Annotated in this window: 16 protein-coding genes and 1 pseudogene; 6 read left to right on the plus strand and 11 right to left on the minus strand. The window is 62.0% G+C overall.

The window, feature by feature from the left end; translation table 11 throughout:
- Both QN224_RS27520 and QN224_RS27525 read right to left on the minus strand, forming a co-directional pair.
- Nucleotides 1-290: pseudogene (locus QN224_RS27520) on the minus strand (hypothetical protein); the annotation flags it as partial.
- Between the two features lie 63 nt (nt 291-353).
- Nucleotides 354-686, minus strand: a complete 333-nt coding sequence (locus tag QN224_RS27525; protein WP_283979212.1) for a hypothetical protein — start codon at nt 684-686, stop codon at nt 354-356.
- Nucleotides 687-840: 154 nt separating this feature from the next.
- Between QN224_RS27525 and QN224_RS27530 the strand changes: the two genes are divergently transcribed.
- The gene (locus QN224_RS27530; RefSeq protein WP_269280968.1) at nt 841-1,281 is read left to right on the plus strand and encodes a DUF2267 domain-containing protein; all 441 of its coding nucleotides are present in this window, start codon (nt 841-843) and stop codon (nt 1,279-1,281) included.
- 40 nt (nt 1,282-1,321) lie between these two features.
- Here the strand turns inward: QN224_RS27530 and QN224_RS27535 are convergent, their stop codons facing one another.
- From QN224_RS27535 to QN224_RS27560, 6 genes are all read right to left on the minus strand, one after another.
- Nucleotides 1,322-2,428 (minus strand): c-type cytochrome, encoded by a 1,107-nt coding sequence (locus QN224_RS27535; protein WP_283979213.1) that lies wholly within the window; start codon nt 2,426-2,428, stop codon nt 1,322-1,324.
- Nucleotides 2,428-3,069 carry a cytochrome c oxidase assembly protein gene (locus tag QN224_RS27540; protein ID WP_283979214.1) on the minus strand — a complete coding sequence of 214 codons (642 nt, stop codon included), beginning with the start codon at nt 3,067-3,069 and terminating at the stop codon, nt 2,428-2,430. The genes QN224_RS27535 and QN224_RS27540 overlap by 1 nt, the downstream gene beginning before the upstream one ends.
- Nucleotides 3,066-3,464, minus strand: coding sequence for a hypothetical protein (locus QN224_RS27545; protein ID WP_173508920.1), 399 nt, complete (start codon nt 3,462-3,464; stop codon nt 3,066-3,068). Before QN224_RS27545 ends, QN224_RS27540 begins: the two co-directional genes overlap by 4 nt.
- Nucleotides 3,465-3,466: 2 nt before the next feature.
- The gene (locus QN224_RS27550; protein ID WP_283979215.1) at nt 3,467-5,989 is read right to left on the minus strand and encodes a cbb3-type cytochrome c oxidase subunit I; all 2,523 of its coding nucleotides are present in this window, start codon (nt 5,987-5,989) and stop codon (nt 3,467-3,469) included.
- Complete coding sequence (gene coxB, locus QN224_RS27555) at nt 5,986-6,984, minus strand: cytochrome c oxidase subunit II (protein WP_283979216.1); 999 nt, start codon at nt 6,982-6,984, stop codon at nt 5,986-5,988. The genes QN224_RS27550 and coxB overlap by 4 nt, the downstream gene beginning before the upstream one ends.
- A 101-nt stretch (nt 6,985-7,085) precedes the next feature.
- Nucleotides 7,086-9,071: a protein-L-isoaspartate(D-aspartate) O-methyltransferase gene (locus QN224_RS27560; RefSeq protein WP_283979217.1), complete on the minus strand. Its 1,986-nt coding sequence runs from the start codon at nt 9,069-9,071 to the stop codon at nt 7,086-7,088.
- A gap of 391 nt (nt 9,072-9,462) precedes the next feature.
- Here QN224_RS27560 and QN224_RS27565 point away from each other — a divergent pair, with 391 nt between their 5' ends.
- From QN224_RS27565 to QN224_RS27580, 4 genes are all read left to right on the plus strand, one after another.
- Nucleotides 9,463-11,580 (plus strand): catalase, encoded by a 2,118-nt coding sequence (locus tag QN224_RS27565; RefSeq protein WP_283979218.1) that lies wholly within the window; start codon nt 9,463-9,465, stop codon nt 11,578-11,580.
- 76 nt (nt 11,581-11,656) lie between these two features.
- Nucleotides 11,657-11,932, plus strand: coding sequence for a hypothetical protein (locus QN224_RS27570; protein ID WP_173508925.1), 276 nt, complete (start codon nt 11,657-11,659; stop codon nt 11,930-11,932).
- A gap of 134 nt (nt 11,933-12,066) precedes the next feature.
- Complete coding sequence (locus tag QN224_RS27575) at nt 12,067-13,131, plus strand: polysaccharide pyruvyl transferase family protein (protein ID WP_283979219.1); 1,065 nt, start codon at nt 12,067-12,069, stop codon at nt 13,129-13,131.
- On the plus strand, nt 13,118-14,557 hold the full coding sequence (locus tag QN224_RS27580; protein ID WP_283979220.1) for a Coenzyme F420 hydrogenase/dehydrogenase, beta subunit C-terminal domain: 1,440 nt from the start codon (nt 13,118-13,120) through the stop codon (nt 14,555-14,557). Before QN224_RS27575 ends, QN224_RS27580 begins: the two co-directional genes overlap by 14 nt.
- Here QN224_RS27580 and QN224_RS27585 read toward each other — a convergent pair.
- The 3 genes from QN224_RS27585 to QN224_RS27595 all read right to left on the minus strand — a co-directional run bounded on the left by QN224_RS27585 (nt 14,455) and on the right by QN224_RS27595 (nt 17,206).
- On the minus strand, nt 14,455-15,432 hold the full coding sequence (locus tag QN224_RS27585; RefSeq protein WP_283979221.1) for a beta-xylosidase: 978 nt from the start codon (nt 15,430-15,432) through the stop codon (nt 14,455-14,457). The genes QN224_RS27580 and QN224_RS27585 overlap by 103 nt on opposite strands.
- Nucleotides 15,433-15,506: 74 nt before the next feature.
- Nucleotides 15,507-16,106 carry a histidine phosphatase family protein gene (locus tag QN224_RS27590; protein ID WP_269281006.1) on the minus strand — a complete coding sequence of 200 codons (600 nt, stop codon included), beginning with the start codon at nt 16,104-16,106 and terminating at the stop codon, nt 15,507-15,509.
- A complete protein-coding gene (locus QN224_RS27595; protein WP_283979222.1) occupies nt 16,103-17,206 on the minus strand; it encodes an inositol-3-phosphate synthase in 1,104 nt (367 codons plus the stop codon). The genes QN224_RS27590 and QN224_RS27595 overlap by 4 nt, the downstream gene beginning before the upstream one ends.
- 142 nt (nt 17,207-17,348) lie before the next feature.
- Here QN224_RS27595 and QN224_RS27600 point away from each other — a divergent pair, with 142 nt between their 5' ends.
- Nucleotides 17,349-19,109 (plus strand): hypothetical protein, encoded by a 1,761-nt coding sequence (locus QN224_RS27600; protein ID WP_283979223.1) that lies wholly within the window; start codon nt 17,349-17,351, stop codon nt 19,107-19,109.
- Nucleotides 19,110-19,125: the final 16 nt, after the last annotated feature.

Below are 19,125 nucleotides of genomic sequence, written 5' to 3' on the forward strand. Positions count from 1 at the left end.
GCGTGATCGTCGAACGCACGGCCGTCGAAGGCAGCAAGCTCGGAAAACTTTTCCGGTGGAACCCGGTAGTCGATGACCGATTCCACCGAGTCGTTGTGAGGGGCAGGAAAGTTGTGCTCGTAGAATGTCTTCGACGCGACGATCCGCTTCCATGGCCCGGGCCGGTGCCACACCAGCTGGCTGTCCATCGTCTCGTTCGGTTCACCGTATTGATCGATGACAAGCTGGGCGGCCTCGCGAGATTCCTCTGGCCAGTCCTGGACGTATTTGGAGAATTTCTGTTCAGGCATCATCTAGCTCCGCGGTCGAGGCACCAACCGGCACAACGCCGGAAAGTTCCGCGGCTGCAGCACTCATGGCCATTGCCCGCTCAGCCTTGGTTGATGAAGCTGGCGGCTCTCTGCAGGCGACGCCAAGTCGCGTGCCGTTCGCAATGCAGCAAGGGCTTCTTCCGGCGAATGGCACAGAAGATTGAGTTCGGTCGGCCGGCGAAGCGCTATCTGGATGTGATTCGGTCCGAACATTCGAACCAGGCCATATCCGGGAAAACGACCATTGCCGGCTGCACGGTTGTTCCAGCGTGTGATCCTGCCGTACGGCCACGGGGTATAGGAATGTTCCACGTCCAGAATGCGGGCGCATTCCTCATAGAACGCCTCCTTGCTGATGTCCGTGCCAGCGCCCATGCGACAGGCTCTCTTCGTCGCTCCGTAAGCCGGAGTCTTGGAACCGTTCCCGCCGGACAATGTTCCCAGTCTGCGTTGTTCCCAGTCTGCGTTCGCGCGGAACAATCAAAAGCGACGTCGGTTCGACCTTCGTGAAGACATAGGAGGAAAAATCATGAGCGCTTCCGGTGTCGCTGCCTTCGACAAGACACTTCAGGTTACCAACACGTGGTTGGACGACATCATGAAACAGCAAGGGCCGGATCGCCAGGTTGCGTGGCATATTCTCGGTGCCGTCTTGCACACGATTCGGGACCGTTTGCCCGCAGATCTGTCCGCCCACCTTGCCGCCCAACTGCCGCTGCTGGTGCGCGGCGCGTATTACGAACAGTACGAGCCATCCAAGCAGCCCATGCGATTGCATTCGCTCGACGAGTTTCTCACGCAGGTGAAGGAGGAACTCGCCTTCACACGGCCGGTGGACGCGAAAGATGCGGTGCAGACGGTCTTCGGCGTCCTGTCGCATTATCTCGATCCCGGTCAGGTCGCCAAGGTGCGGGAAAGCTTGCCCGAAGACATACGTGCTCTGTGGCCGGACCCCCATTCCCGACATTGAATAGGAGCGATCCGGGTCATCGCCACGGCCGCGCAGAAGTTCATCGTGATTCCCGTCCGGACCGGATGGCGATGGAACGCGCCGGTCGCGACTCGGCGGTCGCGAAGTATGCGGCCAGCGCCACGATTTCGTTGTCGGAAAGCGTTCTCGCTACCTCTCGCATCAAAGATCCATATCCGGTGCCGCCGCGTCGCCCCTCGCGGAAGAGGCGGAGTTGTTGCTCGACATAGGGCGCTGGCTGGCCGGCCAGCGATGGGAATACCGGATTGCGATCTCGGCTCGCGTGGCAGACGAGGCAGGCGGGAATACGTCTTGACGGATTTCCCTCCGTGGCAAGTTTCCTGCCTGCTTCGACAAGCTCTGTCGCAGTGCCTGGTCTTTCCGGGGGTGGGGGCAATGCTGCGAAATGCGCTGCGAGGCCTTGCCAGTGGCGACGATCGACGATTTTTGCGACCACATTCATGACGCCGCTCGCTCTGCGGTCCTCGGCGTAAGCGCCGAGACTCTGCAGAAGGTAGGTCTCGTTTTGGCCTGCGATGACCGGCGTCGCCGTGCTGCGACCCCGGCCATCCACGCCATGGCATCGCGCGCATTCGGCGAGAGCCTGCTGAAAGGTCGTTGGCCGATCGATGAGCGCACCCGCCGGGCCGTATGCCAGGTCGCGATAGCCCTCGACGCCAAGCGCCGGTAGCCGGCGCAGGAAGGCGACCATCGCCCACGCCTCGTCTTCGCGTTGTTCGCTGGGCCAGGCCGGCATTCCGGTGAACCGCACACCATGCTTGACGATGCGAAAGAGTTCGGCATCGCTCCAGGTGTTGACGCGCTCGGCGAGGTTCGGCGGTTGCGGCAGCATGCGCAAGACTGCCGGCGAGCGGGGTTCGCCCGGTGCGCCGTGGCAAAGGGCGCAACCGCGCGCAAAGTGGCCTGCCGCCGTCTGGACGGCGTGGTGCGGCAGCTCCGGAGGGACTTCAACTGCAAGAGCATATGTTCTGACCGCCGACCGCATTGCGAAATGCAGGAACCAGTCGGTGATCTTCCAATGGCCGCTCGACGCGCCCACGTTGAAGAAACCGATCCAGGCGCCGAGAACCACCGCGAAAGGGAGAATAGCGAGAACTACGGCGACGTGTTTCCAGTTGACGTGCATCAGCCCTCTGCCTTCCTTTGATGGCCCGGCGCCAATAGCCGAGCCAGGAGCGTCACCCCTCCGGTGAGATAAACGACAGCGCCGACGGCGAGCATGATGACTCCACCAAGCACCTGGTCCTGCTCGGCGCTGAGGGGATTACCAAAACAGACGACAGAGCCCCTCCCATAGAGCGGCCTCGGGCTGAGGGCGAGCAGCACGCCCATCAAGGTCATGTGCACTGACGTGAGAAGAAGCGCGAAGGCCCCGGAGAGCGCCGCCTGGTCCCTTCCGCCGTACTGTCCGATACAGGAAAGCCACAGGAAAAGCCCTGCCGCGAGGAAGGTTGCTTGCTCCAGCAGGAGAGCCGCGACGTCAGTCCGCGCGAGCGCGCGCAAGATCGGCGCGTGCCATGTCCACACGACAACAAATTCGACGAACGAGGCAATCAGAGGCGTTGCCGGTGCAAACAGAAGGGCAGCAGCGGACCGGTGGATCCTGAGTGTGCTCAACCCCATCGCTATCAGCGGTGCCGCGATCGCGACTATGCCCATATGCGCCAGCATATGGGCGGTAAACGATCCTTGCGAACCCGGGAGCAGGGAACCTGTAAGGATCAGGGCCAGCAGCGCCATCCCGGACAGGAGTGCCAGCCGCCTCATTGCAAACACTCCGTCACGAACAGCACCGGCAGCGCGACGAAGACCACTGCGATGAAGCTCAGACCGGAAAGCAACAGAGTGGCGAAACCCTGGAAGAGCGTGCGGTCATGGCGCGTCGGCTCATCATGCGGCGGGTCGTGGGCGCCGAAGCCCCATTGCCGCCAGGCGAGCCAGGCAGACACCAGAATGGCGACAAGCGCGAATGCCGTCGCCACGCCTATGCCGACACGAATTGCATCGAAGCCGATCGGGAACCGGTCGCGTTTGGCGCAATAGATTGCCACGCCCAGATAGCAGATCAGGAAGTGAGCCGCCCAGACGACCGGAGCCGTGAAGAGTGTCCAGAGCGATTCCAGGCCGCCGCTGGGACGCGATCGTGGAGGCGTCGTGCGCATCGCTACCTCCCTCCGGCTTGCGGGAAGAGCCCAATCACGGGGAAGGTGACTGCGGCGGTGATCACGAGAAAATGCCAGAAGAGAACCACGTTGCTCAGATCGGCATCGTATTGGCGCGTCAGGCGGCCTGCGAAGCTGCGCGCCAGGCAATAGGCCTGCATGACGGCACCGACCGCGGCATGAGCCAGCACCCATATGACCAGTATCCAGACAATGGCCGGGTATACATGCGCGGTCGGCTGCATCGCGTGCGCCCGGGGCCCTTGGAAGGCCGCGACGCTTGCGGCGCAGGTCAAAGCGAAGGAGACCGCGAGGCAAAGCCGCATGACGAGAACGTCGTCCTTGGCGTTGTAGCGTCGGGCCACGACGGTCAGGCCCCACGCCGTGGCGAAGAGTGCCAGCGCCAGCAGCGGCCAGAATGAACCCGGACCATCGATGCCGCCGGTAAAATCAGGATGAATCGTCCAATAAAAAAAGTATCCGAAGACGAGACTTGCGAATGCGGTGCTGTCGCCGACCATGGTGATGAACATCGCCCACCAGCCTACCGACGCCGGGCCCGAGGCGTAGATAGGCAATGTGAGATCGAGGCCGACGTCCTTCTCCGGCTTTTCCGGGATTTCGGCCGTTCCGGTCCAGAGCCACCAGACGATGGCAGTGAAGGCCGCCATCGCAGCCACCAACGAAGCAATCCACCAATGAAAGGTAAGCGCGATGAAAGTTGCGCCGAGCGATGCAGCCGAAACGATTGTGAGATAGGACGTTCCCCCGACGCGCAGGACTTGCAAGGGCCTGGCATCGAGGACCGAGGTGACGAGCCCCTCTCGCCGGCCTTCCTCTGCGTCGGGGAGATAGCCGCGTCCTTCGCTGATATCGCGCATCAGGGTCTTCTGGTCCCATAGCGGATAGCGGCTCGTGATCACCGGAATTGAGCGCACGCCCCAGTTCTCCTCGGGTTCCGATATCCATTCGAGCGTGCCGGCCCGCCAAGGGTTCATCTCGCCACGGAGGTAACGATTTTTGGGACGGAGAACGTCGAAAGCGACGAGGAGCACACCGGAGGCAAAGACGAAGGCGCCCGTGGTAGAAATCAGGTTGAGCCAATCCCAACCGAGTTCCGTCTGATAGGTGAACACCCTGCGAGGCATGCCGCGCATGCCTGTCAGATGCATGGGAAAGAACGCGATGTTGAAGCCGGCAAACATCAGCCAGAACGCTATGCGGCCGAATGTCTCCGAGAGGTGCTTCGCGTCTATGAGAGGATAATAATAGTAGATCCCGGCCACGACCGGGAACAGCATGCCGCCGATCATCACGTAATGGAGATGCGCTACGACGAAATATGTGTCGTGGGCCTGCCAGTTGAAAGGCGCGAGCGCCACCATGACGCCCGTCAATCCGCCGACGACGAAGATGGCGATGCCGCCAACGCCGAAGAGCATCGGGACCGAGAAGATGACCCGGCCGGCAAGCATAGTTGCGATGAAGACGAAAAGCTGCACGCCGGTTGGAATGACGACCGCTTCCGATGCCGCCGAGAAGAAGGCCAGCGAAATCTGCGGCAGCCCTGTTGCGAACATGTGGTGAACCCACAAGCCAAAGGAGAGAAAGCCGGTGCCGACGGCGGCGAGAACGATCCAGGAGTATCCGACGATCGGCCGTTGCGAAAAGGTCGGCACGATCATGGCCATCAAGGCGATAGCCGGCAGGAAAATGATGTAGACCTCCGGATGACCGAATATCCAGAACAGGTGCTGCCATAGCAGCGGATCGCCTCCGCGTGTCGGATCGAAGAAAGGCCAGTCGAACATTCGCTGCATCTCGAACAGGATGTCCCCGGCGATCAGCGGCGGAAAGGCGAACAGGATCATTCCCGCGACGATCAGCAGGTACCACGCAAACAGAGGCATCAAATTGATGCGCATGCCCGGCGCGCGGCATTTCATGATGCCTACGATCAGCTCGACCGCCGCTGCTATCGACGCGATCTCGATAAAGGAGAGGCCGAGCAGCCAGATGTCGGCGCCTACTCCGGACAACTCGGGATCGGTGGCGAGCGGCGGGTACATGAACCATCCCGATGACGGCGCCGCATCAAAAAAGATCGAGCCGCATACAAAAACGCCGCCGATCAGGAAACTCCAAAAGCCGAACGCACCTAGCCGCGGGAAAGGCAATTCCCTGGTGCCAAGCATCGGCGGCAACAGGAAGATCGCCGCAGCCTCGAAGATCGGCACGGCGAAGAGAAACATCATCACCGTTCCGTGGAGCGTGAAGGCCTGATTGTAGAAATCCGCAGAAAACAGGTCGCTCACCGGCGTCGCCAGTTGCAAGCGCATCAACAGCGCCAGAACGCCGCCAAAGAGCATGAACGCGAACGCCGCCGACGAATACCATAATCCGACTTGAAAGTTATTGACCGACGTCCAGTAGCGCCAGCCGCTCGGATTCGCCCAGACTGCACGCAATCGCTCCGCCTGCGCATTGCGGATCTCGCGCGTGTCTGCGTCAGGTCGAACACTCATTTGAGCCCCTTCAGATAGGTGGCGATGGCTCGTATCTCGCCCGGCGGCAACATCGAGAAAGACGGCATTCGGGTTCCCGGCTTGAGGACGCCGGGCTCCGCAATGAAGCGAGCGATTTCGTCTTCCGTGTTGGGGAGGATGCCTGCGCCGACCGTTTCCCTCCCGCCAAGATGGGACAGGTCCGGTCCGACCAGCCCGCGCGCCTCCGTGCCGTCGATGCGGTGGCAGCTTCCGCAACCGTTTCTCATGAATAGATTCTTGCCCGACCCTCCCGCGTTCGCGGCGGGGTTTGACTGAGCGGCCAGCCAACGATCGAAGTCGTCCGGTCGCATCGCCACGGCAGAAAAGGCCATCAGCGCGTGCGACGTCCCGCAAAACTCCGTGCATACGCCGCCATAGATGCCCACCTTGTTTGCCAGGAGGGAAAGCCTGTTCGTGCGACCCGGTATCATGTCCATCTTGCCGCCTAGCGATGGTATCCAGAAGGAGTGGACGACATCGTCGCTTCGCAGCACCAGCTCGACCGGCTCGCCCACCGGCAGCCTTATCTCGTTGGCAGAGATCGCCGGCGGCCCCGGCGATTGGTGATAGGCGACCCGCCACCAAAACTGAGTACCGGTGACTTCGATGCGCAAGGCACCGGCGCTCGAAGGTCGCAGGCCCGGCATCAGCCATAACGCGTATGTCAGGAGCGCAAACAGCACCACGGAGGAAAAAATCGGTCCTGCCCACAGGATGAGCTTGCCGGCGGCATCTTCGCTCCACATGCGACGGCGATTGCGCAGGGCGTAAACAAGAAGGCCGACCACGGCGAGCCAGATAAACGCGCCGGTGCTCACCAAGACCCAGAACAGGAATGAAGTGGCGTCCGCTTCCGTTCCGGCGGTGTCAAGCGCCGATTGACGTCCGGTGCACCCGCAGCAAAGAAACGGCGCGCCTGTCGCGTAGCGCCCGAATGTCGAGCGGCGCTGCTCGGGATGGCAACCATAAACCACGGCGATGTCCGTCTTTCAACGCGCAAACCATTCCGCGGAGGAACCCCTGATTGCGTTCAAAGTTCCGCTGGCTTGTAGCCGGGACTCCGCCGCGCTGGCGATTAGAGCCCGAAGGGGAACGTCTCCGGCACGCCCGGGCTTACATGCTCCGGCATCAGAGGTGCTACCGGCGTCGTCCGGTCAAACCAGACAAACGCATCGAATTGCTGCGGCAGAGACGCATGGGCGTAGTGGCTCATGCGTTCGGTCTCGGGTCTGTAGATGACACCGATGAATCGCTCGAGCTTCGGCTCGTTCAGACGCCGGCGCAAAGCGTCGTCGCGTGAGAAATCCAGCAGGAAGCGATCAACCCGCGAGTCGTGAAAAAGCCGTTCGTAGCTGCCGGGGAGAGAAGGCTGGATCTCCTTCGTCTCCATTTCGCCGTCCCAGTCGCTTGCCGCGGCAACTTTACCGCCGTGTGTTCCGAAACCGATCAAGGCGGCCTGCTCCGCAAAGCGTTCGCGGCAAAGCTGGCCGATGTTCAACTCGTCGCGAGCCGCCCCCATCTCCGTGTGGCGGGCATCGCCTATGTGTGAATTGTGTGCCCAGACGACGGCTCTCGAAGCGGGCCCCTGGGACTCGAGCAGGTGTTCGAGCGTTTCGAACATGTGGCTGTCGCGCAAATTCCACGATTCGGCGCTGCCGTAATACATCATCCGGTAGTATCGCTCGGCGGAGGCAACTAGCCGGGCGTTCTGTGCGGCGTCGAAAAGCTGTTCCCCGTCACTGTCGGTGGCGTGCAGGCGTCGCTGCAGGAGTTCACGGCATTGACGCACCACGGCCTCCTCGCACTTGTGGTAGCTGGCGGTGAGCACCGCCCGACCATAGGTGGAAGGATCGTTTTGCCAGGGGGTTAGGCACCCGTAGCGTTCGCGTGCGATTGTCGCGGCGGCCGGATCGACTTTGTCGAGATAATCTAGGACGGCGGCAATGGATTCGCGCATGTTGTAGATGTCGAGCCCGTAGAACCCGGCCTGGTTCTCCCCGGCAACGTCCTGATTGTGTTCGCGCATCCAGTCGATGAATGCCATGACCTCGCGATTTCTCCACATCCATGTGGGAAAGCGCAGGAACGGCGCTTTCATCCCTCTCCTGGGTGCGCGATGCCGGACATACCGGTCTACGGCTGCCGCATCCGGCCAGTCGGCCTCCGCGGCGACGATTGTAAAGCCGTGCTCCTCGATCAGCCGGCGGGTGATCGCGGCGCGAGCGCGATAGAATTCCGAGGTCCCGTGACTGGCTTCCCCGAGCAATACCACCCGGCGATCGCCAAAACGGTCAAAGAGGCGCCCGAATGCCGGATCGTCGATATCCGGTAGAGGTTCGACCGCGTCGGCCACCATCTCGGGCAGCGTCCGCGCAGGCGGGCGGCGGGTCGATCGGGCAGGCTGCGACGGTTCTTCTTTCCGGGCGTGCTCGCCGATCAGCGGCACAAAGCGCACCCCGCCAAGGTCGTGCTCTTCGAAGGTGGTGGCGTTGACGCGTGTCACCTTGAGCAAGCGCTGCTCACCGGCCGATCCGATGGGTATGACCATGTGACCGCCAAGGTCGAGCTGTTCCTTCAGCGCTTGGGGCACCCCGGGCCCGCCGGCCGCCACGAGAATGGCATCGAAGGGGCCGGCTTCCGGCCAGCCCTTCGTTCCATCGCCGATGCGAATATCGAGGTTGTCGTAGCCGAGCTTGGCAAATCGCTTTCTGGCCTCGTTTGCGAGCGTCGCATGACGCTCGATCGTGTAGACATGGGCGGCGATCCTGCTCAGAACGGCGGCTGCATAACCAGAGCCAGTTCCTATTTCGAGCACCGTATCGCCGGGTTCGATCTCGGCCTGCGCCATCATCAACGCGACGATGTAGGGCTGCGAAATTGTCTGTCCTTCGCCGATCGAGAGCGCAGTATCTTCATAGGCGAACTCCTCAAAGCCTGGATCGACGAATGCCTCGCGAGGAACAGCTCGCATGGCTTCGACGACGCGGGGATCATCGATCCCGCGGCGGACGATATGAAGGTCCACCATCCGGTCGCGAGCACGGGAAAGATCGATCTTCATGAGAGATTCCCTTGCATTATTGGTCATCAACGGGCACCCGCCGGAGCTGTCTCACGGTCGCGTGCGAGCTGGTTTTCGTGGTTCAGTCGGAACCAGTGAAGAGCGCGAATGTTCCGCGTGTCGTCACCCCGAATGGAGCGCTGCGTGAGCTCCATTCGGGCGGGCGTTCGCCGGAGGTCGTCAAGTCCCAGCACTCGCGGCGTCCGCGGCAATGTTCTTGGCTCCATCTGCCGGTCGCCAGGCTCGATGGAACCCGAGCGAACGGTCGGCCGCTTCCGTCAACCGCAAAGCCGGGGCCGCAGTTTTACCCTCCGCGATCTTTCTTGGGAACCAAGCATCCCACGCATTGGTTTGTGATGCATTCCCGTGTCCCGATCGAGGGAGAATTCCCATGGCCAAGAGAAACTCGCGCCCGGCAAATTCCAAGTCGGCCGTGGTTCACGAACAGAAGCTAACGCGTGGCAACGGAGGTGAGTTGCATCAGATTGCCGAAACCGGCACTCCGATTTTGACGACCGCGCAAGGAGGCCCGGTTGCCGACGACCAAAACAGTCTGCGCGCGGGCGAGCGTGGCCCGACGCTCATCGAGGATTTCCATTTTCGCGAAAAGCTCTTTCATTTCGATCACGAGCGTATTCCCGAGCGCGTCGTGCATGCGCGCGGCTATGGGGCGCATGGCTATTTCGAGACCTATGAATCGCTTTCCGCAATTACGCGGGCGGATGTCTTCCAGCGCGCGGGGGAGCGAACACCCGCCTTCGTACGATTTTCGACGGTCGCGGGCAGCAAGGGGTCCGCCGATCTCGCGCGCGACGTTCGAGGTTTTGCGGTCAAGATCTACACCAAGGAGGGCAACTGGGACATCGTCGGCAACAACATCCCGGTTTTCTTCATCCAGGACGCGATCAAGTTTCCGGACGTCATTCACTCGGTGAAGCCGGAGCCGGACCGCGAGTTTCCCCAGGCACAGTCGGCACACGACAATTTCTGGGATTTTATCAGCCTGACGCCGGAAAGCATGCACATGATCATGTGGGTCATGTCGGACCGGGCCATTCCGCGTTCCTTCCGCTTCATGGAAGGTTTCGGCGTCCACACCTTCCGCTTCGTGAACGAGAAGGACGAATCCACGTTCGTCAAGTTTCACTGGAAGCCGAAGCTTGGGCTCCAGTCCGTCGCCTGGAACGAGGCCGTGAAGATCAACGGGGCGGACCCGGACTTCCACCGGCGCGACCTGTGGGACGCCATCCAATCGGGCAATTTCCCCGAATGGGACCTGCACGTGCAGCTCTTCGATCAGGATTTTGCCGACAGGTTCGATTTCGACATCCTCGATCCGACAAAGATCATCCCGGAGGAGGTCCTGCCGACGAAGCCGGTCGGGCGGCTGGTCCTCGATCGCATGCCGGACAATTTCTTCGCCGAGACCGAGCAGGTCGCCTTCATGACGCAAAACGTGCCGCCCGGCATCGACTTCAGCGATGATCCCCTGCTGCAGGGCCGCAACTTCTCTTATCTCGACACGCAGCTCAAGCGGCTCGGCAGCCCGAACTTCACCCACATTCCGATCAACGCGCCGAAATGTCCGTTCCAGCATTTTCAGCAGGACGGCCACATGGCCATGCGCAACCCGGTCGGACGTGTGAACTATCAGCCGAATTCCTGGGGTGAGGGTCCGCGTGAATCGCCGATGAAAGGCTTCCGGCATTTCGCTTCCGACGAGCAAGGCCCCAAGGTCCGCCTGCGCGCCGAGAGCTTTGCCGATCATTACAGCCAGGCTCGCCTGTTCTTCGTCAGCCAGACGCCGCCGGAACAACGTCACATCGCCGACGCGCTCACGTTCGAATTGAGCAAGGTGCAGACGCCGGCGATACGAGAACGCATGGTGTCGCATCTCCTCAACATCGACGAAACGCTCGGGAAAAAAGTTGCGCATGCGCTGGGCCTCAAGTCCGTTCCAAAACCGGCGGATGCCGCCGTTCCCACACGCCAGGACCTCGATCCCTCGCCAGCACTCAGCATCATCGAGCAGGGGCCGAAACGCTTCGAAGGCCGAAAGCTCGGCATACTTGTGACGGACGGGACCGATGCGTCGGTTTTGAAGGCCGTGACGACGGCGGTCATCACGGAAGGCGCCGTGTTCGAGTTCATTGCACCGAAGGTCGGAGGTATCACTGCCTCGGACGGCCAATGGATGCAAGCGCATCAGATGATCGAGGGCGCCCCGTCCGTCTTGTATGACGCGGTGGTTCTCCTGCCTTCGCCTAACGCCGTAGCGGAACTGGTGGACGTCGCAGCGGCGCGCGATTTCGTGGCCGACGCTTTCGCCCATTGCAAGTACATCGGCTACGTCGAGGCGGCCGTTCCGCTGCTGGAGAGAGCAGGCATCGCCAACGCTCTCGATGAGGGAACAATCAGTCTCGGAGACACCAAGAGTGTCCAGACCTTTATCAAGAGCCTCGGCAGCCTGCGCGTTTGGGCAAGAGAACCTTCTGTGAAGCTGAAATAGCGGCGTGCCAAGCGAGGGTAACCGCGACGTCTCGACCCGTGATCACTCTCGAACAGCAACAGCAATGGAGAAAGAGATGGAGGAAACACAAGCGATTTCCCGGCCTCAACAGTCGTCCGACTATCCGGGGCGCCAGACGGACTGCGTCGCGGCGCTGAGACCAGCCGTTTCGGACCTGGCTACGACGTCTCAGGACAGCATCGTGGCAGCGATCGGCGGAGAGATGACCGACGAGTTGCTCGCGCTCGCCCACAGGGCCGAAGAGGCGGGCTGGACCTTCGAGGAGGCATCGGCGGCGATCGAAACGCTTGCTCGTGAATATGAGGGCGCCAAGGGCACCATCTTCGACTGAGATGGACCCGGTTCGCGTCGATTGGAGTTGCCGTATGCCCTTTAGCCGATTTCGGCTCGAGGAATGATGAGTCGGCGATTGCGGCGGAACCTGCCTCGACAGGGCTGGTTAGATGGACCGAGAGGTAAAGGCCATTGGCGAAGCTTGGTGTCCTGACGTTTCATCGCTGCATCAATTACGGGTCGTTCTGGCAGGCACGTTGTCTGGTCCTTGGTCTTCGTTCGCTCGGCGCTAAACCTGTCGTTCTCGACCATCGTTCCGACCGTGTCAGCCGCGCCGAGTGGCGCTGCGCGCTGCAGCCGCTGCTGCCCGCGAGGACCGCACGGTCGGACATCTCGCTTTACGCCTCGAAAATCAGGAAATTCCAGAACGCATTCGCATCATTTCCGCTCAGCGCGGCGTTTGCGCTTGACGAGCCGCTCGCCCCCGAAGATTGCGACCTCGTCGTCGTTGGCAGCGACGAAGTCTGGAATTTTCGACATCCCTGGTACGGTGGGGTCCCCCTCTTCTATGGGGAGGGCCTCTCGGCAAAGAGGATCGTTTCCTACGCGGCGACCTTTGGAAGTCATCCCGCCGCGAACGGACTTGAGAGCTATTGGGCGGATAAGCTCCGGCAGTTTCATGCCATTTCCGTGCGCGACGAAAATTCAAGGACGATCATCGAGAGGGCGCTTGGACGCGAGGCGGCGCTTGTCCTTGATCCGTGCCTGCAATTTCCTGAAACGATCGCGCCCTGCCGCAACCTCGTTATCCCGCGTCCCTACGTTGCCGTATACGGGCACTCGTTTCCGTCCTGGTTTCAGCAGGAGGTTCGCCGCTGGACGGCATCCCGCTCGGTTCCTCTCATCAGCATAGGTTACCGCAACGATTGGGCGGACGAGCAGTGGCTCGACGGCGGACCCTACGAGTTCGCCGGCTTCATTGCCGGTGCCGAGGCTGTGGCCACGAATTTCTTCCACGGCTGCGTATTCGCGCTTCTCAATGGCAAGCCTTTCGCCTGCGTCCTGTCCGACTACCGTTCCAACAAGGTCCGCGATCTCACGCGCATGGTCGGTGCGCAACGCCACGTGGTGTCGCAGAAGACGCCTCCGGCGGACTATGAGAGCATTCTCGGCGAGGCGCCGAGTCCGGCCATCGAGGACCGGCTCGAGCAGCTCCGCCTGCAATCGCGGAGCTATCTGACCAATGTCCTCGACTGAAGATCGGGCGCCACCGGATGGCAACTCCCTTGCACCGAGACAGATGGACGCTTCGGGTCTGTGCATAGGCTGCGGCGTATGCATGGCGCAGTCCAACGGGGATGCCGCCGGGATGCGGCTGGATCGTTATGGCCAGTTCAAACCGGCGGCATCGCGTCCTCCGCGAGGCTTCGCTGAGCTGTGCCCGTTCTCGCCTGACGCCAGGAATGAAGACGACATTGCCCGCGAGCGGTTTGCATCGGCAAGATACTTCGATTCGCGGATCGGGCGCTTCGAGGCCGCCTATGTGGGACATGTCCGTGAGCACAGCTTTCGGACGGACGGCAGTTCCGGTGGCATGGCCAACTGGACGGCGGTGGAGCTTTTGGAAAAGAACCTGGTCGACGGTGTTGCTCACGTGGTTCCTCGACGTGACACCCTGGGACCTCTGTTCCATTATCGTATATCGCGGACCGTGGAGGACATACGCGCGGGCGCCAAGTCACGCTATTATCCGGTGGAACTGTCCGGGATCATTGAAGAAATAAGACGCTGTCCCGGCCGCTACGCAGTCGTCGGTATCCCCTGCTTCATCAAGGCCCTGCATCTCCTCTGCCTGCAGGATCCGGTGCTGCGCGAACGCCTTGCCTTCACGCTAGGGCTCTTCTGCGGACATATGAAAAGCGCGCGTTTCGTCGAGAGCATCGCCTGGCAGATGGGCGAGAGAATCGAAGCTGTCGCGGGGGTGGATTTCCGACTGAAGGATGCCCGCAGGCCAGCGAACTGGTACACCGCCCACCTCGTTCTGAAGGACGGAAGCACAAGGAGCAAGGACTGGTGGCATCTGGCGGACGGCGACTGGGGGGCCGGCTTCTTCCAGAACTCCGCGTGCAATTTCTGCGACGATGTCGTCGCCGAAACCGCAGACATTTCCTTTGGCGACGCCTGGGTGGAACCCTATGCATCCGACGGGCGCGGCACGAATGTCGTTGTCGTGCGCTCCACTCTGCTTCAACGGCTCATCGACGGCGCAGTCGATGAAGGGCGGCTCGAACTGCAGGAGGTCGACAGCGCATTTGTTGTGCAAACGCAGGCTGCCGGGTTCAGGCAGAGACGCGAAGGTCTCGCCTTTCGGCTGAACCGGCGGCGGCACGGTGTCATGCCGAAAAAGCGCGTCGCGCCGCAACGGGGCGGCCTGGGGGTGCGGCGGATGATCGTCTACTGGCTGCGCAGCTCGATCAGCGCACAAAGCCACCGGATGTTTTGGCTCGCGAGGATATCGCGTCTGCCGACGGTCTATGTCCGCTGGGCTTCGACGATGCTTACCCTTTATCAGGGCGTGACCTATTCGCGGGGCTGGATCGGCAGGCTCATCGACCGCATTTGGCGCGAAGAGCAGACAGGCGATCGAGGCAGATCATCTAGCGACGACGAACCGGGGGCATAGCGCGCGGTCATCTCCGCGCAGAAATCGGCAAATTCCTCCGGTACGATCGGCGCGCTCGTGTGATGCGGCGCCAGGCCCCTGTGTTCCGGCGTGAAACAGAAAGTGACCGTGACATCGAACTCTTCGAGCGCCCCCATCTGTCTATCGAACCAGGCAAGCGCGTTTGGCCGGAAACGGTCGGCCCAGGACAGGCCGGTGCGCAGGTGGGTGACGCCGAGGCGCTTCATCCATGAAACGGCCTCGTCAAGCCGGGGGTCCTCGAAATGGAACCATTGCACGAGGCCGATCTCCGGGGTGTGCCGGGCAAACTCCTCGAGCGCCAGCTTGGGCGAACCGTCCTCACGCAAAAGACCCATATAGAAATGCCGGTAGTAGGACGAGCCCTCCGCCTCCTTGTGCCGGGTCGTCGCGGGCCAGGCGCTCGGCAGGTCGTAGAGGCTGTACCACTGAATTCGCTCGACTCTGCCCTTGAGCAGTTCGGCCGTCTTCTTCAGCCCCCAAAGCTGCACTTCCTCGGCACCGAAGGTCGACACGCCAACCTCGCTGATCCATATCGGCAGATCGGTCACGGCACGCAGTTCCTCGACCCTTCGCGGCCATTCCTGGATCTGCCAAAGATTCCAGTCGAGCGGAAAGCCGTGCGCCGCCACGGCATCGACGTGATCGAGGACGCCATAGGATTTCATCAGGCCTATGAACCCCGGATCGATCGGCGAAATTCCGCCAAGCACCCGCGTGAGCCCAGGGTTGACGTCCCGGATCGCATCCGCGGCCAGCTTTGCCATATATGCAAAGCGGCTCCAGTCCGGATCGATCTCGGGATCCCAATGCGACTTGTTGTTCGGCTCGTTCCAGATCATGGCGGCTTCTATCATTCTTACCTCCGAACGCCCGGTGGCCAGGCTGTTTCCGTTTGAAGCATCGCGCGACGTCGGCGCTTCGCCCGCGTTCACGTGAAGTCCGCGTTCACCGTCAGGACCTTCGCGCCCCAATCGCCCGCCGCCACGGCGGAGACGGAGGCCGGCCCGACCTCCAGTCGGGACCAGGCGTCCACCGATAGACCGAGGACATGGCAAATGAGCGCCCTGATGACATCGGCGTGGCTGACAAGGGCGATCTTCTTGTCGCGGTCGCGCGCTGCCAGCGCTTCGACAAACGCCATCACCCGGTGCTGTACGTCGAGCATCGTCTCGCCGCCCGGAGTGCGCACCAGACTGCGCCTGCAATTCCATTGCTGCCAAAGCGGGTCCGTGTTGAGGACCTCGAAGGTCTTGCCAGACCAGGAACCGAAGTCGACTTCGTCAAGGGCGTCGGCGATCTTCACCTCTGCAATCGCGGATGCGGCGGCGATTGCCGCTGCCGTCTCCTGCGTCCGTCTGCGCGGGCTGGCGTAGATCGCCGCGATGTCCTCACCGGCGAGGCGCGCTGCCAGACGTTTGGCTTGCGCGCGGCCGGCGTCGCCGAGCGGAACGTCGCTTGTCCGACCGGCGAGAAAATTGCCGACCCTGTCGTGCGCGGCGTGCCGCACCAGCAAAAACGTAGTCGTCACTCTGCTGCCCCCAGGAGTGCGTCTGCATCACCGGCAATGAACTCCTCCAGCCGCCTGCGCGCCTCGGCGTCGGTGAATTGCTGTGGCGGGGACTTCATGAAATAGCTCGACGGGGCAATCAGCGGACCACTGATGTCACGGTCGATCGCGAGCTTCGCGCACCGAATCGCATCGATAACCACGCCGGCCGAATTGGGCGAGTCCCATACCTCTAGCTTCAACTCGACATTGAGGGGGACGTTGCCGAACGTCGTGCCCTCGACGCGAATATAGGCGAACTTGCGGTCGGCCAGCCAAGGCACGTGGTCGCTGGGTCCGACATGGATGTCGCCGGCCGCAAGCGGAATGTCCATCTGGCTGACGACCGATTGCGTCTTCGAGAGCTTCTTGGATTCGAGCCGTTCCCGCTCCAGCATGTTGAGGAAGTCGGTATTGCCGCCAAAATTGAGCTGGTAGGTCCGGTCGATGCGCACGCCTCTGTCCCTAAAGAGATTGGCGAGCAGCCGGTGCACGATCGTCGCCCCGACCTGGCTTTTTATGTCGTCGCCGATCAGCGGCAGCCCGCGCTCGGCGAATTTTCGCTGCCACGACCGGTCGGAGGCGATGAAGACAGGGATACAGTTGACGAAACCGCAGCCGGCGGCGAGCGCCTGCTCCGCATACCAGCGCGTCGCGATCTCCGAGCCGACCGGGAGATAGGAGATGAGAACGTCTGTTTCCGTCCGTCGCAAAACTTCCGCGACATCGGCTGCAGGCGCGTCGGATTCCTCGATTTCCTCCCGCAGGTACCGCCCAATGCCGTCGAGTGTTCTGCCGCGTTGGACAACGACTCCGGTGGCAGCGACATCAGCGAAGCGAAAAGTGTTGTTCGGAGGGGCGTAGATGGCTTCCGCCACGTCACGTCCGACCTTCGCGGCGGCGACATCGAGGGCTGCAGAAACTTCGATATCGCGGACGTGATAGCCGCCGAGATTGACATGCATCAGTCCTGGAACGGGTTCATCTTCACTCGCACCGCGATAGAACGTCAGCCCCTGAACGAGGGAGGACGCGCAGTTCCCGATCCCGACCAGCCCGACCCGAATGGATTTCGATCGCATCTGTCCGCTACTCCTGCGCAGTATCTACAATGCTGGCCAAACCCGCGCACGGCGGAATGGTTCCTTCTCCCGTTTCTCGCGCATCGCGGATCGAATTCAGCCGAGGCGCGTTGAAGGCGAATGTGCAGCGATGGACGAAGCCATGCTCATATACGGTGATGTGACGCGTTCGGAGCGCGCCGACGCGTTGTGCGCGGCGATCGCGGCGCAGTTGCGGGAGCTCGAACATCGACAGCCGGGCATAGAGCGCCACGCCGCACTCGTCGGCATCCTGCTGAAGGCCGGCGAGCTCGTGCAGGGATTGTCGGACATCGAATTCGAAAAGGTGGCAGGCGACGACCTGTCCGCACGGCGTGAGATCGGCGGCCTCGTTCTTCTTGATCTGGCGCGGCTCGTCGTCCGCTCCTGGCGGCAGGGCTTGGCCGGTCCGCTCACCGTGCCGTCGCGTGTGACAGCGTTGTTACCGGACCTGCGGGCGCCGCTTTCGCTCAGCATCAAGGAGGCGGAGGGCTACAGCTTTTACGCTCTCTATCCGGAAAGCTACGCTGAAGCCGCCGTACGCTCCGGGCTTACGGCAAACGCGACCGTGATCGGCATCCGAAGCATCGGAACCAGCCTGTCGGCAGTGGTCGCCGCTACCATCGGCGCCACAGAACCGGTCACTCTGCGGCCGACCGGCCCTCCTTTCCAAAGGCGAGTTACCGTGGCGTCGCGGCTTTCGCGGTGGCTTCTGCGTGATCCGGCAGCCGACTTTGCGATCGTCGACGAGGGGCCAGGTCTTTCCGGCAGTTCCTTCGGAAGTATCGCGGATTGGCTCCACGATCATGGCGTCGACGACAAACGCATTCATTTCTTCCCGGGCCACAAAGGAGAGCTCGGGCCGGAATCCAGCTGTCGCCACAGGCAACGCTGGGTGGCAAGCTCCCGTCATGTGGTCGATGTCGATGATCTCCTCCTCGAAGCCGCCCACCCGCCGTGCCGTCTGGCCTCCTGGGTCACTGACCTCGTCGGCCCGCTCGAAAGGCCGCTCGAAGATGTCTCCGCCGGGGCCTGGCGGAACGCGCTTCATGGCGATCACCATGCCTCGCCCCCGGTCGACCGGAGATTCGAACGCAGAAAATTCCTCGCCCACACGGCCGACGACATATGGCTTGTCAAATTTGCCGGGCTCGGAGACGTAGGCCAGCGCAAGCTGGCCAAGGCACGCCTGCTTGCCGAGGCCGGCTTCACACCCCCCGTCGCAGGATTGTGTCACGGCTTCCTCGTCGAGAAGTGGGTGGCAGCGAGATCGGCCGCACCAAGCGAATTCCGCCACGCGGCTTTTATCCACCATCTCGGACGCTACCTCGCCTTCCGGGCGCGCTGCCTGCCGTTGCCGGTGACCGCCGGAGCGTCGCTTTCGAAGCTGTGCGAGATGGCTATGGTCAATACCGAAGAGGCACTGGGCGCAGCTGCGGCATCGCGGCTGAGAGGGTTGATCTGCGGCGCCGAGCGCTATGATCGCCTCGTGCAGCCTGTCGATACCGACAACCGGCTGCATCGCTGGGAGTGGCTTGCCGGAGGCGAGCGAGGCTTTCTCAAGGCCGACGCGCTTGACCACAGCGCCGCCCATGACCTGGTTGGATGTCAGGACATTGCCTGGGATCTTGCGGGGGCGAGCATCGAGTTAGGGCTTTCGATGCAGGAAGCGGCCGACTTGCGAGGAGTCGTGTCCGAAGGATGTTCGCGCGCGGTGAACGCCGAGCTGGTGGCAATCCTCGAGCTTTGCTATCTGGCGTTTCAGCTCGGCATGTGGATTTCGGCAAAGTCGGCCGCCGCCGCTGAAGAAGTTCCTCGGCTGGAGGCGGTCGCGTCACGTTACGCGAAGCTTCTGCTGCGCCGTATAGAACGCGACACCGTGTGATCAGACCGCGCGAGAG

The sequence above is a fragment of the Sinorhizobium sp. 7-81 genome, assembly GCF_030124405.1.
GTDB lineage: Bacteria > Pseudomonadota > Alphaproteobacteria > Rhizobiales > Rhizobiaceae > Sinorhizobium > Sinorhizobium psoraleae.

What these genes read in the sequence shown, in the direction of transcription:
- QN224_RS27585 (WP_283979221.1), bottom strand. Translation starts at nt 15,432, where the DNA reads ATGATAGAAGCCGCCATGATCTGGAACGAGCCGAACAACAAGTCGCAT.
- QN224_RS27530 (WP_269280968.1), top strand. Translation starts at nt 841, where the DNA reads ATGAGCGCTTCCGGTGTCGCTGCCTTCGACAAGACACTTCAGGTTACC.
- QN224_RS27565 (WP_283979218.1), top strand. Translation starts at nt 9,463, where the DNA reads ATGGCCAAGAGAAACTCGCGCCCGGCAAATTCCAAGTCGGCCGTGGTT.
- QN224_RS27550 (WP_283979215.1), bottom strand. Translation starts at nt 5,989, where the DNA reads ATGAGTGTTCGACCTGACGCAGACACGCGCGAGATCCGCAATGCGCAG.
- QN224_RS27570 (WP_173508925.1), top strand. Translation starts at nt 11,657, where the DNA reads ATGGAGGAAACACAAGCGATTTCCCGGCCTCAACAGTCGTCCGACTAT.
- QN224_RS27600 (WP_283979223.1), top strand. Translation starts at nt 17,349, where the DNA reads ATGCTCATATACGGTGATGTGACGCGTTCGGAGCGCGCCGACGCGTTG.
- QN224_RS27535 (WP_283979213.1), bottom strand. Translation starts at nt 2,428, where the DNA reads ATGCACGTCAACTGGAAACACGTCGCCGTAGTTCTCGCTATTCTCCCT.
- QN224_RS27525 (WP_283979212.1), bottom strand. Translation starts at nt 686, where the DNA reads ATGGGCGCTGGCACGGACATCAGCAAGGAGGCGTTCTATGAGGAATGC.
- QN224_RS27540 (WP_283979214.1), bottom strand. Translation starts at nt 3,069, where the DNA reads ATGAGGCGGCTGGCACTCCTGTCCGGGATGGCGCTGCTGGCCCTGATC.
- QN224_RS27545 (WP_173508920.1), bottom strand. Translation starts at nt 3,464, where the DNA reads ATGCGCACGACGCCTCCACGATCGCGTCCCAGCGGCGGCCTGGAATCG.
- QN224_RS27580 (WP_283979220.1), top strand. Translation starts at nt 13,118, where the DNA reads ATGTCCTCGACTGAAGATCGGGCGCCACCGGATGGCAACTCCCTTGCA.
- QN224_RS27560 (WP_283979217.1), bottom strand. Translation starts at nt 9,071, where the DNA reads ATGAAGATCGATCTTTCCCGTGCTCGCGACCGGATGGTGGACCTTCAT.
- QN224_RS27595 (WP_283979222.1), bottom strand. Translation starts at nt 17,206, where the DNA reads ATGCGATCGAAATCCATTCGGGTCGGGCTGGTCGGGATCGGGAACTGC.